The organism is Marinimicrobium sp., from assembly GCF_002695945.1.
In the GTDB taxonomy this organism is placed as follows: domain Bacteria; phylum Pseudomonadota; class Gammaproteobacteria; order Pseudomonadales; family Cellvibrionaceae; genus Marinimicrobium; species Marinimicrobium koreense.
Map to the genome: position 1 here is coordinate 1 of NZ_NZQP01000047.1, position 17,676 is coordinate 17,676.

A 17,676-nucleotide genomic window follows, 5' to 3' on the forward strand; every position below is an offset into this window, starting at 1 on the left:
ACTCAACCCGGATATAACATGGGCCTACCTTTCGTAACAGGCCAAGCCTGTCACTCATGACCACGTCCTAAGGACGTGGGTTTTCACGTCAAACTAAAGCTCCGATGCGTCGGGCCGATCTGTCATACGATTACCACGGGTGGGGAACGGCGGATGCGCGCCAGAGGCGCTTATCCGCCCTACACAAACTGCTGTGGCCCGGGCAATGTGAACTTTATGAAGGCCGTCGGTCGGCGCCCCAACTGCGGTGGATGCGGTCTTTGACGCGGCTGAGCTCTTCGTCGGTAATATTGGCGAGTTCGCCCCGTTCGAGCGGGTCGTAATGAAAAATGTACAGGCGCGACGCGAACTGCTCAAACGGCAATGAGGACTCGCCAAAGCGCTCGCCATTGCCCGCGGTGCTGACCAATACATCATCTCCCCAATGCTGACCACTGTCATTGTTGGGGTTGAAGAAGTACACCCGCATCACCTCTTTCGGGTCGAGCGCTACCCGCAAAATGGTGATCGCATGCCACCCCACAAACCGTGCAGCGCTGTCAGTGACGGCAATGCCCGCCGGCTGCGGATGGATCAGCGGTTGATTGCCGTTGTAGTATGGATGGTAGCTCGCGTAGAAGTGACGCAGAAAATCATCCAGCTCCCAGAGGTTTCCTGTAGCGACATCCACGTTGATGCGGAACCCTCGACCGGACCACCAGCCGTGAAACTCGGGGTTCACCCAACGGTGTGGATCACCTTCACGCCCGATACAACGGCGCCCCATTTCGGCGTAGATACGGTCCAGGTGTGGCACCACCAGAAGTGAGACCGGATCAAGATCCATGGGGATATCGGCGGCAACCCCGGCTTCACTTTCTCTTGAGGAAATCGGTTGGCCCTCAAAATGAATGATGATTTCATCATCACGCGCCGCCCAGACCACCATCTGCAACAGATAATCCGGATCGTTATAAGCCCACATGGACAGCGCCCGGGCCGACTGACAGGTGGGGTTATTGCCCTGCCCCACGCCCAGCGGTTGCCCCAGCATGCACAACACGCCCTGCATCAGCCAGGCGGTGGCCGACGGCTGTGCGCCGAAAATCATTTCCAGCCGTTGGGTACAATAGGGCGAGACGGGCAGCGCCAGCTGCCGCCAGAGTGCCGGTGCGACCGCCGGTTGGTAGAGAATGCCCCGTTCGAGCATCAAAGCCAGGCCATAGACGCCCTGAGCGGTTTCAGGATGGATGGCTTGGGCGATGATCGCCCGAGCCAGCTCACCGTAACACAGCAAACAATCCCGACCGGTACTGGAGAGCCCCAAAGCTTCGGAAAGCAAGTGGTCCCCGTGCTCCAACAGATGACGTAACAACACCGGGTGATAGGGAGAAACCAGACCGGTATCGTGCATGGCTCGGGCAAAACCCGTCGCCTCGTATTGCAATGCGCCGGCGTCCATCGCCTGAAGGCGCTCCTGATACACCTCCAGGCCCGGATCCTCGCGGCAGGCCTGGGTGGGACCAAACAGGCTGCTGATCAATCGGTCGGCGCCCTGCCCGCTGATACCCAACTCGATGGTCGGATTGACCTGACAGACCGCAATCTGGGTGATCATGCGCTTGACGCTGTCCACCTGAATGGGCCGCTGTTGCAAAATCCGCCAGATTTCCTCAATCAGCTTGTCGATGACGTGTTCGTAGCCAATCCGCTCCGCCAGGTGTCGGTACAGAGATCGGGTAATCAGCGCGAGACGCCCTTGCTGCTCTCTCTCCGCCTCGCTGGGCGTCCCAAAGAGCAGCTCCAGGTTAATGGCCAACACCTGGGTCAGATAATGATGGGCCTGCTCAGAGGACATACCCGGGTGCTGATAATCGCCCAGGGCAATGGCGAGCAGACGCAGCTCGCTGATAGCTTCAATCACCACCGTCGAGGCATCCGGACTTTTCAGCGAGTACGTAGTCAGTGACGGAATCAGGATCTGCGGCTGCGCCCAATCCGACCCCTCAAAGACCCCCGCCTCTTCCAGCCGCTGAGCGCGGGCTTCCAGAAAGGCACAACCACCGTCAAGCAATAGCACTCGCCGGGCAATATCCAGCAGGCGCTGGAGCTTGGTGATCTTGGCAAACTCACGGCTGTCGGCCAGTTGTTCAATCGCTTCGTCCAGCTGGTTTCCCAGGCGGACCAATTTGTCCGCCTCGGCACTGTGGTTCGTTTCCGTTAGGCTCAAGCCGGCCTCCTCAACTCATGCAATGGAGTTGATTATACATAGAAATCCAGCTCTTCCTGGTGTTTGAGCAAATCCCGCATGGTGTAGGGGTCTTCACCAAAAAAGTAAACCAGGCCCCAATGGGTGCCAAAGGCGGTACGTTTGGTGACCGTCTCCTCAACCGGCGGGGTAAGCTCATGGAAATCAAAGTAAGGGTGATCTTCCGTCTCCGCGGGAATTTCCAGTTTGCTGACGACCCGACGGCGCGGGTACACACCGAAACAGCCAGCATGCCCCTTTGCATCAACCACTTCTTTGGGAAAGAATGCCTTGATCTCCTCGTCAGTGGTTTTGGGATCGAACGAAAGAATCAGACCCTGGTAAGCATTGAACCCGTAAGCACGCTCCAACAACTCGAACACTTTGAAACCGGGCGGACGATAGGCCACCTCACCAAAGTACATTTCACCATCGCTGGTGACGAAATATTCAGGATGCACAAATCCGAAATCAATATCAAAGGTTTTGATCAGTTTTTCGATTTGTTGAGTAATCTGGGGCCGGTATTTCTCGAGCTCGGGCGTCGCCGGCACGAACACGGAGTAGCCGAGCGTGACATACTCGGAAATGTTCAGAAAGCAAATCTTTCCGTTGTGAATCCAGGCCTCGACGGCGAATTCCCAGCCATCAAGATGGGACTCCATCAACACGGGAAATTCCTCGTCGGGAATGGTGTCCACTTCATCCGGCGTTCGGATGACCCGATGCCCCAGACAACCGGCTTTATCAAAAGCCTTCAGGTGAATGGGGTCATTGGGGTCCCCGTCCAGTTTCAACAAGGTCTGATTGACCCGTTTCAAAAAGCGCACGACGTCTTCCTTGTCGTGTGCTTCTTCGAAAATTCCCACGCGNATGCCGCCNAGCTGGGCACGACGCTTCATCANCGCCTTGTCCCGCAACAGCATGGCCTGACCAAACAGGCGNGGGTTATCCAGNAGGACCGAGTTGATTGCACCGGCCCACTCCACGGTTTCTTCAAACAGNGGAATCGCCACATCCACGCCCATNTCCTTCAGNGTCTGGGCAATTTCCATGGAACGATCGTTCAGCCGCTCAAAGTTCCAGGGCACGTAGGGGATATCNTGCTCTTTNCAGTANNCTTCGGCCCACTCNGGAGCCACCACCACGTAGCGNCGATCGAATTTGTCGGCCGCNTCAATGGCACCCAGGGCCCAGCCCAACAATGCGACGTAACCTTTTTCAGGANTGAAAGTGTGCTTGGAACTCATGGTGGGACTCTCCAGACGTGGCANTGGTACAACCCCGAGCGCNATCGCACGGGCCCATCTATAAACATAGACAAGAGGCNTGCACTGTACCAGCCATAAGGTCCGGGACACGTATGGTATCGATAGACTTTATAGTTATATGGAGGGAGGGCTGATTTCCGAGTTTGGTGANGGCGGATGCGCNCNNGNNGCGNTTATGGCGGANGCNCTNCGCTNANCNGNNNTACGTATCNGTNACCCGNGATGCCGATGCCNGACGCACCAGCCNATAAAAAAGGCCGGCAAATGCCGGCCTTTTTCAGAACAACCTGACTGACGAATCAGTCCTGGTTCTTCATCTGCGCCTTGATCAGGTCACCNAGAGTGGTGGGNGAAGCCTGCTCGGCGGTTTTGGCGCTGTGCTCTTTNACAGCGGCCTTCTCGTCNGCGACGTCTTTGGACTTCACAGACAAGTTGATGGTGCGNTTTTTNCGGTCAACGCTGATGATCTTGGCTTCAACTTCTTCGCCTTCTTTCAGCACGTTGCGCGCATCTTCCACTTTCTCGCGNCTCAGTTCAGAGGCCTTCAGGTAGGCTTCAACGTCTTCCGCCAGAGTCACGGTCGCACCCTTGGCTTCAACTTCCTTCACAGTACCCTTGATGACGGAACCTTTGTCGTTCTCGGCCAGGTACTCAGAGAAGGGGTCGGTCTCCAGCTGCTTGATGCCCAGAGAAATACGCTCGCGCTCCGGGTCNATGGCCAGAACCACAGTTTCCAGCTCGTCGCCCTTCTTGTACTTGCGNACCGCTTCTTCGCCGGCTTCGTGCCAGGAGATGTCGGACAGGTGAACCAGACCGTCGATACCACCGTCCAGACCGATGAAGATACCGAAATCGGTGATGGACTTGATCTTGCCGCTGATCTTGTCGCCCTTGGCGTAAGTACGAGCGAAGACGTCCCAGGGGTTTTCCTGGCACTGCTTCATGCCCAGGGAGATACGACGACGCTCTTCGTCGATGTCCAGGATCATGACTTCCACTTCGTCGCCCACATTCACGACTTTAGACGGGTGGATGTTCTTGTTGGTCCAATCCATTTCGGAGACGTGAACCAGACCTTCCACACCNTCTTCCAGCTCGGCAAAGCAGCCGTANTCGGTCAGGTTGGTAACCACAGCCTTGACCTTGACGCCTTCCGGGTAGCGACCGGTGATGTTGACCCAGGGATCTTCACCCAGTTGCTTCAGACCCAGAGANACGCGGTTGCGCTCGCGGTCGAATTTCAGNACTTTNACTTCAATATCGTCGCCGACATTGACGATTTCGCTCGGATGCTTGATGCGCTTCCAGGCCATATCGGTAATGTGCAGCAGGCCGTCAACACCGCCCAGATCTACGAAAGCACCGTAGTCGGTCAGGTTCTTGACGATACCTTTGATGGTCATACCCTCTTGCAGGGTAGCCAGCAGCTCTTCGCGCTCTTCGGAGTTGGCTTGCTCCAGAACGGCACGACGAGACACCACAACGTTGTTGCGACGCTGGTCCAGCTTGATGACCTTGAATTCCAGCTCTTTACCTTCGAGGTGGGTGGTGTCGCGCACGGGGCGAACGTCTACCAGAGAGCCCGGCAGGAAGGCACGGATGCTGGATACATCCACGGTGAAGCCACCTTTGACCTTACCGTTNATAACGCCTTTGACCACTTCGTCAGCAGAGTGAGCGGCTTCCAGCACTTTCCAGGCTTCAGCGCGCTTGGCTTTTTCGCGAGACAGGCGGGTTTCACCGAAACCGTCTTCTACGGTTTCCAGTGCGACCTGTACTTCGTCGCCGATTTGCAGTTCCAGCTCGCCGTCTTCGTTCAGGAATTGGCTGGCCGGGATTACGCCTTCAGACTTGAGGCCGGCGTGTACCGTTACCCAGTCTTTGTCGACGTCGATGACAACACCGGTCACGATGGTACCCGGCTGCATATCGACGGATTTCAGGCTCTCTTCAAACAGTTCAGCAAAACTTTCGCTCATGGACATTCATGCTACCTTTTAGTACCCGATCGATCCGCTTGTCTGTGGTGCGGTGTCACGGGTTTACCGTACTGCCAGTGGTACGGGTCAGTTTATGAAAGAGACAGGATCCGGCTTTCAAAGCTGGCGCCAGCCGGGCTGCCCATGCCAGGGTCTGTACACATTGGTCTGGATACACGCTCTAGCAAGCGCGGCAGGCTAGCAGATTGAAAGGCAATTGGCAAGGATAGGGACTCATTCGAGCCTTTTTACCTTAATACTCGAATTCGATGGAGGGGCGAGTCCGGGCCAAGAAGGGGAACACCCTCCCAAGACACGCCGTGAACCCATCCCTGGGGGCTCGCCTCGCGGAGTCCCTCCGCTTACGGTCTTGGGAGGGTGTTCCCCTTCTCAGCCCTCAGTGCCATATTCAACCTATCAGTAACGGCGGATGCGGGCGTTGCCCTTATCCGCCCTACGCACAGCACGGAGGTGGCGTAGGGCGGATAAGCGAAGCGCATCCGCCGTTTCCCGGGGTAAAAAAAGAAAAGGTGCTAGTTCCCGGAACGTTACGCTGGCAGCGCGGAGGTTGGGTATACCGTTGCGAGACCGTCACCCGCCTTGGACGCCCCACAGGGATGTGGGAAGTGTCCCGAAGCGCCGGGAGCGCGAAGGGGGCCGGCGGGTGCAGAGCCTACAGGGATGTATTCATGGCGTGTCTCGCAACGGTATACCCAACCGGAGCACTACACGACAAAGCACCCGAATGTTCTACGAGATGCTTCTACACCCCTTCTATTAAGTCCGCCCGTAATTGTCGTCGAAGCGCTGGATGTCATCTTCGCCCAGATAGGGGCCGGACTGGACTTCGATGATTTCAAGGGGGATTTTGCCCGGGTTGCTCAAGCGGTGGCGGGTGCCGACCGGTATATAGGTCGACTCATTCTCGGACAGCAGCAGCGTCTGGTCGTCCAATTCCACCTGAGCGGTGCCCTTGACTACCACCCAGTGCTCGGCGCGGTGATAATGCATCTGTAAGGACAGGCTGGCGCCGGGTTTTACCCGAATGCGCTTTACCTGGTAGCGGGTGCCCTGATCTACCGAATCGTAGCAACCCCAGGGACGATAGACCTCCCGGTGCTGGAGATGCTCGGTGCGGTTACCCTGCTCGATCCGGGCAATCACCTTCTTCACCTGCTGAGCCTGACTCTTGTCTGCCACCAGAACCGCGTCCGGGGTATTGATGATCATCAGGTTATTGACGCCGATGGTCGCCACCAGCTTGTCTTGAGTGAAGACCAGCGTGTCGTGTGAATCCACATCAATGGCATCGCCCACAAAGCTGTTGCCATTGGCGTCTTTCTCGGACAGCTCCCAAAAGGACTGCCAGCAACCCACATCGCTCCAGCCCGCATCCAGCGGGACGCAAACCACCGCCTGGCTTTTCTCCATGACCGCATAATCAATGGAGATATCCGGCGCCTCGGCAAAGGCGTCCCGGTCGATGCGAACAAAATCCAGGTCTGTGCTGGCTCTGTCGTAGGCCCGTTGGGCGGCACTGAGTACCTCCGGGGAGCAGCGCTCCAGCTCGGACAAGAATGCACTGGCACGGAACACGAACATGCCGCTGTTCCAGTAATAATCGCCCTCAGCGAGATACTGCTCAGCGGTGGCCAGGTCCGGCTTTTCCACGAACCGCTCGACGGGATGGCTACCCTGCCCTTCCCGGCGGGTTTTGATATAACCGTAGCCGGTTTCGGGGCGGGTTGGCTGGATGCCAAAGGTCACCAGTTTGTCACTGTCTGCCGCGTCGGCCGCCTGGGCGATAGCCTTCTGAAAGGCCTCAATCCCCTGGATCATATGGTCAGCGGCAAGCACGAGCAACGTCGGATCATCCTCCTGGGTCAGCGCTTTAACCGCCGCCAACGCCAAGGCTGGCGCGGTATTACGCGCCAGCGGCTCAAGCAGGATCGACGCGCGGCTCTGACCGATTTCCTGGAGCTGCTCGGCCACCATGAAGCGGTGCTCTTCATTGCACACCACAATCGGGTCACCCAAGTCGGGCACCCCGTCCAGACGCAGCAGAGTCTGCTGTAACATGGTGGTTTCACCAAACAGCTTGAGCAGCTGTTTCGGGTAGTGTTTGCGCGACAGCGGCCACAAGCGTGACCCGGAGCCGCCCGCCAGGATAACGGGAACAATCATCGATCAGCCCTGCCGGCTTTTGAGAAATTCATCGAACTGTGCGCCAATTTCGTGGTGACGCACGCCGTATTCGATGTTCGCCATCATGTAGCCCAGCTTGGAGCCGCAGTCGTGACTCTTGCCGGCCAGGCGATAGGCTTCGACGGTCTCGTCAGTCACCAGGGCGTCCAGCGAGTCGGTCAGCTGGATTTCACCACCGGCGCCCGGTTGGGTTTTGGCCAGCAGATCCCAGGTGGACTTGGACAGGACGTAGCGCCCGACAATAGCCATGTTGGACGGAGCCGCGTCGCGCTCGGGTTTTTCCACCATGCCTTTAACGGCGGCGCACTCGCCCTCTTCCACTTGGGCACCGTCGCAGTCGACCACGCCGTATTTGTGCACCTGCTCCCAGGGCACCTCTTCCACCAGAATCTGGCTGCTGCCGGTTTCGTCAAAGCGGCGAGTCATGGCCGCCAGATTGTCTTTGCGTAGGTTGCAGTGGTGCTTGTCGATCAGCACGTCGGGCAGCATTACCGCAAAAGGCTCTTCTCCCACCACCGGGCGGGCGCACAAAATGGCGTGGCCCAGGCCTTTGGCTTCGGCCTGACGCACGGAGATGACCGTCAGTCCCGGCGGCGTGATGGACCGGACTTCTTCCAGCAGTGAGCGCTTGAGACGCGCTTCGAGCTGGGCTTCCAGCTCGAAGCTGGTATCGAAGTGGTTTTCGATGGAGTTTTTACTGGCGTGAGTGACCAGGACGATTTCCTTGATGCCGGCCGCTGCCGCTTCCTCAATTACGTATTGGATGAGGGGCCGGTCGACCACGGGCAGCATCTCTTTGGGGATGGCTTTGGTGGCGGGCAGCATACGGGTGCCCAGACCGGCGACGGGGATGACGGCTTTTTTGATCTGCATGTGTGGTCTCCTTGAGTGTTGGGGGTCGTTCCCAGAGTGTTGTGTCCGGTTGATTTTTAGAGTGGAGGGTTAGAGTTGTCCGGTCGCGGCATCGGGTGAACCCTTTTCAAAACGCGATAAATACATCCCTGTAGCTCCCTCTCTTCTTCCCTGAAGAGAGGGTTTGAAAAGAGTTCACCCGACACCGCGCCCTCAGAGGGAACCCCACCCTTTCACTCGTAACTTACTGATTCAGCAGCGCCAACACTTCGTCGGTTTTTTCCTGTACCAGTTTCTTGTCGCCGCGGCTCTCGGCGTTCAGGCGTACCACCGGCTCGGTGTTGGACATGCGCAGGTTGAAGCGCCAGTCGTCAAATTCCATGGTGATACCGTCGGCACGGTCGATGGCTTTGGCCTGGTCCTTGTAGTGCTCGAATACCCGGTCAATGGCTGCGGCGGCATCGTCCACTTTGCTGTTGATTTCGCCCGGGGACGGGAAGCGATCGATGCAATCCTGTAGCAACTCGGACAGGGGCTGGCCCTTGCGACCGATCAGCTCCGCTACCAGCAGCCAGGGGATCATTCCGCTGTCACAGTAGGCGAAGTCACGGAAGTAGTGGTGGGCGCTCATTTCACCGCCGTAGATGGCATCTTCGCTGCGCATCCGCTCCTTGATGAAGGAGTGGCCGGTTTTGGATTGAATGGCGGTGCCGCCGTGCTTTTCGCAGATGTCGATGGTGTTCCAGGTCAGGCGTGGGTCATGAATGATCTTACTGCCCGGCACCTTGAGCAGGAAGGCTTCGGCCAACAGGCCGACGATGTAGTAACCCTCGGTGAACTCGCCCTTCTCATCGAACAGGAAGCAGCGATCGAAGTCGCCGTCCCAGGCAATGCCCATGTCCGCGCCGTGCTTGATCACCGCCTCGCTGGTGGAGGCCCGATTTTCACGCAGCAGCGGGTTAGGAATACCGTTTGGGAAGGTCGGGTCCGGCTCGTGGTGGACCTTGATAAATTCGATCATGGGCAGGTGCGGTTCGATCGCATCGATGACGTGGCCTGCGGCCCCGTTACCGGCGTTGACCACAAGCTTCATGGGCTTGAGTTTGTCCTTATCGACGTAGCTCAGCAGGTGCTGGATGTAGTCCTCCAGCACTGAACCCTTTCGGTAGGCACCTCTCTTAGATTCGTCCACGGCCGGGAAATCATTGGCTTCGGCCATGGCCTGAATATCGTTCAGCCCGGTATCACCACTGATGGGACGAGAACCCTCACGCACCATCTTCATGCCGTTATAGTCAATCGGGTTGTGACTGGCGGTGATCACGATGCCGCCATCGGTTTTCAGATGGCTGGTAGCGAAGTAGATCTCTTCAGTGCCGCACAGACCGATATCGATCACGTCCGCACCGCCGTCCTGCAGGCCGCGGGCGCAGGCAAGCTTCAAGGACTCACTGGTCTCTCGCACGTCGCCACCCACCACGACGGTTTTGGGCTTGAGGTATTCCGCAAAGGCGCGGCCGATGCGGTAGACGATGTCTTCATTGAGTTCTTCACCCAACTTGCCGCGAATATCGTAGGCTTTAAAACAGGTCAGTTTCATCTTCGTTCCGTCCGGTTTGTGTTATTTGTCATCGTTGCTCCGGCACCCCATGGGTGCCAGCCCCACCCGGCTAGCGGGTATAGCTTAAAATTCTCTCGAGCACCTGCTCGATGGTCAGCTCGGTACTGTCCACCAGGTGGGCGTCATCGGCGGGCTTAAGGGGTGACACGGCGCGTTCGCTGTCCCGCTTGTCCCGCTCGCGGATATCCGCCACCAAGGCGTCCATATCCACTTTCTCGCCTTTTTCCAATAACTGCAAGTAGCGGCGTTCGGCACGCGCCTCTGGACTGGCGGTCAAGAAGATTTTGACGCCAGCATCGGGAAATACGGTGGTTCCCATATCGCGCCCGTCGGCGACCAGGCCCGGTGCCTGCCGGAAGTCCCGCTGGCGCTGCAACAGAGCCTCTCGGACCGGCGGATAAGCCGCCACCCGAGAGGCGTTCATGCTGACGGCCTCGGTACGAATTTCCCGGGACACATCCTGCTCTTGCAGCAAAATGCGCGTGTCCTCACCGGCCGCGTCAAACCGCACCGCCAGATGCCGGGCCACCGCGGCCACCGCATCGGGATTATCCAGGTCAGCGCCGGCGTTCATGGCGGCCAGCGCGGTCAGCCGGTAGAGGGCACCACTGTCGAGCAGATGATACCCGAGACGATTGGCCACCAGCCGACTCAGCGTGCCCTTGCCCGCCCCACTGGGGCCGTCAATCGCAATTACCGGGATGGGACTGTTTTCGGTCACAGGGGTTCCTTAGCGGTCTTGAACATTCAGATTTGGGGTTACTCGCCGACCCGGATCTCAAAGCTCGGGGCGGCGCGCTCGAGCCGTGCCTCAGGGGGCAATGCTCTGGGCGATCTCCCGACAGCGGGCAATGGGATCGGCGGCCCGGGTAATCGGTCGACCAATCACCAGGTAATGGCTCCCGGCGGCAATGGCTTCCTGCGGCGTCAGGGTCCGACGCTGATCATCCGCCGCACTGTCGGCGGGACGAATGCCGGGGGTGACCAGACAAAAATCCGGACCATGCCGCTCGCTTAATGCCCGAGCTTCCTGAGCCGAGCATACCACACCATCCAGACCACTTTTATGACTCAGGTCCGCGAGATGCAGGACCTGTTCCATCGGAGTCCGGGCGACGCCGGTAGAGCGCAGATCCGCTTCGGTCATGCTGGTCAGTACCGTGACCCCAATCAGCAGGGGGCGGCGACCGGAGACTTTGTCCAGAGCCTCGCGGGCGGCGCTCATCATGCGCTCTCCACCACTGGCGTGAACATTGACCATCCATACGCCGAGGTCGGCCGCCGCACGCACCGCGCCCGCCGTCGTGTTGGGTATGTCGTGGAATTTCAGATCCAGAAAAATATCGAACCCGAGCCCCTGGAGTTGCTCGATCACGGCGGGACCGCTACGGGTAAAAAGTTCCTTGCCGACCTTGAGCCGACAGTTCTCCGGTGAGAGCCGACGCGCCATGGTCAGGCAGTCGTCAGCGTTGTCGTAATCCATGGCAACGACAATGCGTGGAGCCTCGGGATTGGGCATGTTTTCCCCCTATGCACAAAAAAAGCCCGAATTCAGTGAATCCGGGCTGCCATTAAAGCAAATTTGGCATCAAATTGCAGCGTCTAATCGTTGCTGAGGGAGGTGCCTGGGTGACCGTCGCAGGTCATCCCGTGGTCAGTTCAGGGTCATATGGTCGCGATTGGACTCAATGGTCGCTTCGCCAATGCCCCGCACTTCCACCAACTGGTCCAGGCTGACAAACTCGCCGTTGGCGTCGCGCCAGGCGACGATGGCCTCGGCTTTTTTGGGGCCGATGCCATCGAGCTGCGCTAGGGTTTCCACATCGGCGGTATTGATGTTGACGGGCGCCTCGGGTGCAGCATAAGCCGCAACGCTGAACAGCAGGGCGATGGAACACAGGAAGGATGAGATCAGTTTCATGATGAACTCCTTTTGCTTGGTTTGTTGAGTAAACAGTAAACGTCGTCCGACGACGTGGGAGCCAGATTATTCAGCGAGGAGCATGGCGCGTAGGGGAAATGTGCGCGGCGTTTTGTAGGAAATTGCCGACAAAATTCTGAGATTTGATCGGGATCACACTATGGGTGTGATTGGATTTTGGGTGTTGATGGGCTTCGTAGCTAAAGCTACGGCTGGGTGTACGGTTGTGAGACACGCCGTAAATACATCCATGTAGGCTCGACGCGCGGAGTCCCTCCGCTTACGGTCTCACAACCGTACACCCAGCCTTCGCTGTGCCAGATTCACGTTTCGGGAAATAATTGCGTAGGTCGGATTAGCGGAGCGTAATCCGACGTTGACTTTGGCAAAAGATGTCGGATTACGCGCTACGCGCTAATCCGACCTACGGGACTATAACGGCAACTGTAAAATGGTGGATGACAGGGCTGCGCCCTTTATCCACCCTACGAAACACTCTTCTGCTCCGTAAACATCTTGTAGGTGCTATTTCCCGAAACGTGAATCTGGCACTGCGGAGACAGGGTGTATTGTTGCGAGACCGTCACCCGCCTGGACGGCGGGTGATGAGCCCCCATGGATGGGTTCACGGCGTGTCTCGCAACAATACACCCTGTCGCAGCACCCCTGTTCGAAGTAACGAATTCCTACAATTTACTCAAATCCTTGGCATCCCAGTGAGGGAAGTGCTTGCGGACCAGGGCGTTCAGCTCCAGTTCGAATTCGCTGAACTGGTGGTGGCTGGTTTTGGTGCGGCGCAGGCCTTCGATGACCATGCCGGCACCGACGGTGAGGTTGGTCAGTCGGTCAATCACGATGAACGAGCCGCTCATCCGATGATTCGGATAGGCATCCACGACCACCGGCTGACTGAAAGACAGCTCGGATACAGCAATGTCGTTTAATTGCAGCTTGTCCGCCGGCTTGTGCTCCTGAGTGTTCACATCGACCCGGTATTCCAGGTTATCGATATGCCCCGAGACCAGTTTGCTGGCAAATTTGAACAGATACTCTTTGCCCGGCTCGCCCGCGTCTTCGTTCATCCAGACCAGGTGTGCCTTGAGGTGATTGGTCTGCTCCACCTTGTCCGCCGAGTGGACAATCATATCGCCACGGCTGACATCGATCTCGTCTTCCAGGGTGATGGTCACGGCCTGCCCGACAAAGGCTTCCTGCAAATCACCATCGAAAGTGACAATGGATTTGATCTTGCTCTTCTTGCCCGACGGCAACACTTTGACTTCATCACCCACCTTCACGATTCCTGAAACGATGGTGCCGCAGAAACCGCGGAAGTTCAGGTGGGGACGATTCACGTACTGGACCGGGAAGCGGAAGTCCTCGAAGTTGCGCTCGGCCATGACTGGCGCGTTTTCCAGGATTTCCATCAATGTCGGGCCGGTGTACCAGTCGCAACGTTCGCTGCGATTGACCACATTGTCGCCCTCGAGGGCGGACATGGGCACAAACTGAACGTCGGTCATTCCCAACTTTTCGGCAAAGTTGAGGTAATCCGATTTGATGTGGTTGTAGACCTCTTCGCTGAAGCCTTCGAGATCCATCTTGTTCACGGCCACCACGATGTGTTTGATGCCCAGGAGCGACGCAATGTAGCTGTGGCGACGGGTCTGGGTCATGACACCGTGGCGCGCGTCGATCAGAATCACCGCCAGGTCACAGGTGGAGGCACCGGTGGCCATGTTCCGGGTGTACTGTTCGTGCCCCGGGGTGTCGGCGATGATGAATTTACGTTTGGCGGTGGAGAAATAGCGGTAGGCAACATCAATTGTGATGCCCTGTTCGCGTTCGGCCTGCAGGCCGTCCACCAGCAGTGCCAGGTCCACTTTCTCACCGGTGGTGCCGTACTTGCTGCTGTCCGAGCTGATGGATTCCAGCTGATCTTCGTAGATCATTTTGGAGTCGTGCAGCAGGCGGCCAATCAGGGTGCTTTTGCCGTCGTCGACGCTACCGCAGGTGAGAAAACGCAACAGCTCTTTGTTTTCGTGCTGTTCGAGATAGGCGTCGATATCAGTTTCGATCAATTCGCTTTGGTGACTCATGGTGTTCAGTTACCTTGGTCTTGAATTCGTTTTTTCGGGGCCGTCCAGTTGGGCTACGGCGAAGATTTTACGTACGGTAACGGCGGATGCGCTTCGCTTATCCGCCCTACGCAACCTCCTTAGGACGGACAAAACTGAAGGCCGCAACCCCGCAGCCCAACGTAGGGCGGATCGGTCCGACGCTTCGGAGGCCGAAGGCCGCATCCGCCGTAACCCAGCCTAGAAGTACCCTTCCTGCTTTTTCTTTTCCATGGAGCCGGAGCTGTCGTGATCGATCACGCGGCCCTGGCGCTCGGAGGTCTTGGTCAGCAGCATTTCCTGAATGATTTCCGGTAGCGTGGTCGCTTCGGATTCCACCGCGCCGGTCAGGGGGTAGCAACCCAGGGTGCGGAAGCGCACCATTTTCATTTCCGGCTCTTCGCCCGGCTCCAACGGCATGCGTTCATCGTCCACCATGATCCAGGTGCCGTCACGTTCGACCACCGGACGCTTGGCTGCGAAATACAGGGGCACCAGCGGTATGTTCTCAAGGTGGATGTACTGCCAGATGTCCAGCTCGGTCCAGTTCGACAGCGGAAACACGCGAATGCTCTCGCCCTTGTCCACCCGACCGTTGTAGATGTTCCACAACTCCGGACGCTGGTTCTTGGGATCCCAGCGATGGTGCTTGTCGCGGAAGGAGTAAACGCGCTCTTTTGCCCGGGACTTTTCTTCATCGCGACGGGCGCCGCCAAAGGCGGCATCAAACTTGTACTTGTCCAGCGCCTGCTTGAGCGACTGGGTTTTCATGATGTCGGTGTGCTTGGCGCTGCCGTGAGTAAAGGGGCCCACGCCCATCTTCACCCCTTCCTCGTTGATGTGCACAATCAGATCCCAACCGAGTTCCTTCACGCGCTTTTCGCGGAACTCGATCATTTCCTTGAACTTCCAGGTAGTGTCGACGTGCATCAGCGGGAACGGCGGCTTGCCCGGGTAGAACGCCTTCTGGGCCAAGTGCATCATGACCGCCGAGTCCTTGCCGATGGAGTACAGCATCACGGGGTTATCAAACTCCGCCGCCACTTCGCGAATGATATGGATGCTTTCCGCTTCCAGTTGTTTCAGGTGGGTAAGATTGTATTTGTCTGACATTCCGCTCAACACTGTTTGGGGGCGGGACAAGCAGGAGACTCACCCGCCCTTGGGTGACTGGGATTCGAAGTAAGGCGCATTATAGAGTAATGCGCCCCCTCCTTTAATGATCGATTACTTCTAAGGATATTCCGGTCTGTTTGGCCAGTTCCACGAAGGTCGGGAATGAGGTGGCCACATTGGTAGCGTCCTTGACCCGGATTGGCTGGGTGGCCCGCAGCGCCGCGATGGCAAAAGACATCGCAATGCGGTGGTCGTGGTGGGTCTCCACCTCACCGCCGCCCATGGTGCCGCCCTGAATCACAATGCCATCGGGGGTGGGTTTGGCATCGATACCGAAGGTGGTCAGACCGTCCGCCATCGCCTGGATGCGGTCGCTCTCTTTCACCCGCAGCTCTTCCGCGCCGGTCAATACCGTCTCACCCTCCGCACAGGCGGCGGCGATAAACAGCGCCGGAAACTCATCAATCGCCAGCGGCACCTGATCTTCCGGAATGTGGATACCTTTCAGCGGCGCATAGCGAACGCGGATATCGGCTACGGGCTCACCGCCGACGATGCGCTCGTTGCTCAAGGTCAGGTCCGCCCCCATGGCCTTCAGAATATTGATCACGCCCACCCGCGTGGGGTTGATGCCGACGTGGGTCAGCGTCAGGTCGGACCCGGGAGCAATGCTCGCCGCCACCATGAAAAAGGTGGCCGAAGAAATGTCCGCCGGTACTTCAATTTTGGTGGCGGTGAGATGACCGCCGCCGGTGAGCTCAGCCACCGCGCCGTCTTTTTTCACCTCGTAGCCGAAACCGGTCAACATGCGCTCGGTGTGATCACGAGTCGGCGCCGGTTCGGTTACCCGGGTGGTGCCCTGGGCGTACAGCCCGGCCAGCAGAACGCAGGATTTCACCTGAGCGCTGGCCATGGGCAGTTCGTAATCAATACCTTTCAACGCCTGCCCACCCTTGATCTTGAGCGGCGGACGACCGCCTTCAGCGGTATCAACCACGGCCCCCATCTCACGCAGCGGGTTGGCAACGCGATCCATAGGCCGCTTGGCCAGAGATTCATCGCCACTGATTTCGCTGTCAAACGCCTGCCCGGCGAGAATGCCCGACATCAGGCGAATGGTGGTGCCGGAGTTACCGATATACAGCGGCTTCTTGGGCGCTTTCAGGCCATGCAGGCCCACGCCGTGGATTTTGACCCGACCTTCGCTCGGCCCTTCAATCACCACACCCATATCGCGAAACGCCTGTAGCGTCGCCAGAGCATCCTCCCCTTCCAGGAAGCCTTCCACTTCGGTCACGCCATCGGCCAGCGAGCCGAGCATGATCGAACGGTGGGAAATCGACTTGTCGCCCGGCACCCGAATGGTACCGGTCACGGCGCCGCCGGGTTGCAATAGGTAATCTATTTTTCCTGTGGTCATGGCTGGTATGAACGCTCTCTTGGCCAGAATATTGGTGAAATGGTCCCGGGCGGCTTTGGCTCGGGTGAAGACGCCCAGCAGATACTCGCTGTCTTCACGGTCGATGGCCGCGCGCAACCGGGTCAGGTTGTCGATAAACAGATCCAGCGAATCCAGAACCGCGCCCCGGTTCGCTTTCATGATGTCGTGCCACATCACCGGGTCACTGGAAGCGATGCGGGTAAAGTCCCGAAAACCGCCGGCGGCATAGCGGAAGATATTCGGGTTACCGATATCCTCTGCCAGGGTATCAACCAGTGAGTAGGCGATGGCATGAGGTAAATGGCTGGTGGCGCCGAGCACCTGGTCGTGCTCTTCGACGGACATATCCAGCACTTCGGCACCGACGGCCTGCCACAGGGCCCGTACCCGCTCCAGATGCACGGCGCCGGTCTCGGGCAGCGGCGTCAGGATGACGCGGTGGTTTTCATACAGATCCGGGTTGGATGCGGTCACGCCGCTGCGCTCGGAGCCAGCAATGGGATGGCCGAGCACCAGTTGGGCGGGGCTTTGCCCGTAAACCGATTCTGCGGCGGAGCGCACACTGCCTTTGACACTGGCGCCATCGGTAATGGTCACCGCCGGCGATACCTGATCGCGAATGGCGGCCAGTACCGATTCTACCGCCAGGGTCGGCACGGCGATAAAAATGACATCGCCCTCGCCCAATTCGGGTGCGACAGCACTGAGATCATCTACCACCCGATCCACTACGCCCAGCTCAATGGCTTTGCGGCCCGCGTCCGGGCGGCGAACCACNNCGATGGCCTCTCGACAGGCGTGNCGCTGGCGCAATCCCATGGCAAGACTGCCGCCGATCAATCCCAGACCGACCACCACCAGNTTGCCGATGACCGGCNTCGNATCAGNCGCTGTGTGTNCCTCAGAAGTGACCGCCATGACNGCCC

At 58.2% G+C, this 17,676-nt stretch carries 11 protein-coding genes; all 11 read right to left on the reverse strand.

The annotated features are described in order from the left end of the window. Positions 1-214: 214 nt before the first annotated feature. Positions 215-2,209 (reverse strand): hypothetical protein, encoded by a 1,995-nt coding sequence (locus tag CMG77_RS10520; protein ID WP_286875063.1) that lies wholly within the window; start codon positions 2,207-2,209, stop codon positions 215-217. 1,588 nt (positions 2,210-3,797) lie between these two features. After that, a complete protein-coding gene (gene rpsA, locus CMG77_RS10530; protein ID WP_286904391.1) occupies positions 3,798-5,477 on the reverse strand; it encodes a 30S ribosomal protein S1 in 1,680 nt (559 codons plus the stop codon). Between the two features lie 777 nt (positions 5,478-6,254). Beyond that, positions 6,255-7,661: a mannose-1-phosphate guanylyltransferase/mannose-6-phosphate isomerase gene (locus CMG77_RS10535; protein WP_286804680.1), complete on the reverse strand. Its 1,407-nt coding sequence runs from the start codon at positions 7,659-7,661 to the stop codon at positions 6,255-6,257. A gap of 3 nt (positions 7,662-7,664) precedes the next feature. Beyond that, positions 7,665-8,555 (reverse strand): UTP--glucose-1-phosphate uridylyltransferase GalU, encoded by an 891-nt coding sequence (gene galU, locus CMG77_RS10540; RefSeq protein WP_024460009.1) that lies wholly within the window; start codon positions 8,553-8,555, stop codon positions 7,665-7,667. A gap of 223 nt (positions 8,556-8,778) precedes the next feature. Next, positions 8,779-10,134, reverse strand: coding sequence for a phosphohexomutase domain-containing protein (locus tag CMG77_RS10545; RefSeq protein WP_286804682.1), 1,356 nt, complete (start codon positions 10,132-10,134; stop codon positions 8,779-8,781). A gap of 70 nt (positions 10,135-10,204) precedes the next feature. Beyond that, entirely contained in the window at positions 10,205-10,876 is a 672-nt protein-coding gene (cmk, locus tag CMG77_RS10550; protein ID WP_286804683.1) for a (d)CMP kinase, read from the reverse strand. A 90-nt stretch (positions 10,877-10,966) separates the two neighbouring features. Next, positions 10,967-11,674, reverse strand: a complete 708-nt coding sequence (gene pyrF / locus CMG77_RS10555) for an orotidine-5'-phosphate decarboxylase (protein ID WP_123637238.1) — start codon at positions 11,672-11,674, stop codon at positions 10,967-10,969. Positions 11,675-11,809: 135 nt separating this feature from the next. Next, positions 11,810-12,076 carry a ComEA family DNA-binding protein gene (locus tag CMG77_RS10560; protein WP_123637237.1) on the reverse strand — a complete coding sequence of 89 codons (267 nt, stop codon included), beginning with the start codon at positions 12,074-12,076 and terminating at the stop codon, positions 11,810-11,812. 686 nt (positions 12,077-12,762) lie between these two features. Then, positions 12,763-14,175 carry a sulfate adenylyltransferase subunit CysN gene (gene cysN, locus CMG77_RS10565; RefSeq protein WP_123637236.1) on the reverse strand — a complete coding sequence of 471 codons (1,413 nt, stop codon included), beginning with the start codon at positions 14,173-14,175 and terminating at the stop codon, positions 12,763-12,765. A 219-nt stretch (positions 14,176-14,394) separates the two neighbouring features. After that, positions 14,395-15,306 (reverse strand): sulfate adenylyltransferase subunit CysD, encoded by a 912-nt coding sequence (gene cysD, locus CMG77_RS10570; RefSeq protein ID WP_024460003.1) that lies wholly within the window; start codon positions 15,304-15,306, stop codon positions 14,395-14,397. 103 nt (positions 15,307-15,409) lie between these two features. Further along, complete coding sequence (locus tag CMG77_RS10575; protein WP_286904393.1) at positions 15,410-17,668, reverse strand: bifunctional prephenate dehydrogenase/3-phosphoshikimate 1-carboxyvinyltransferase; 2,259 nt, start codon at positions 17,666-17,668, stop codon at positions 15,410-15,412. Positions 17,669-17,676: the final 8 nt, after the last annotated feature.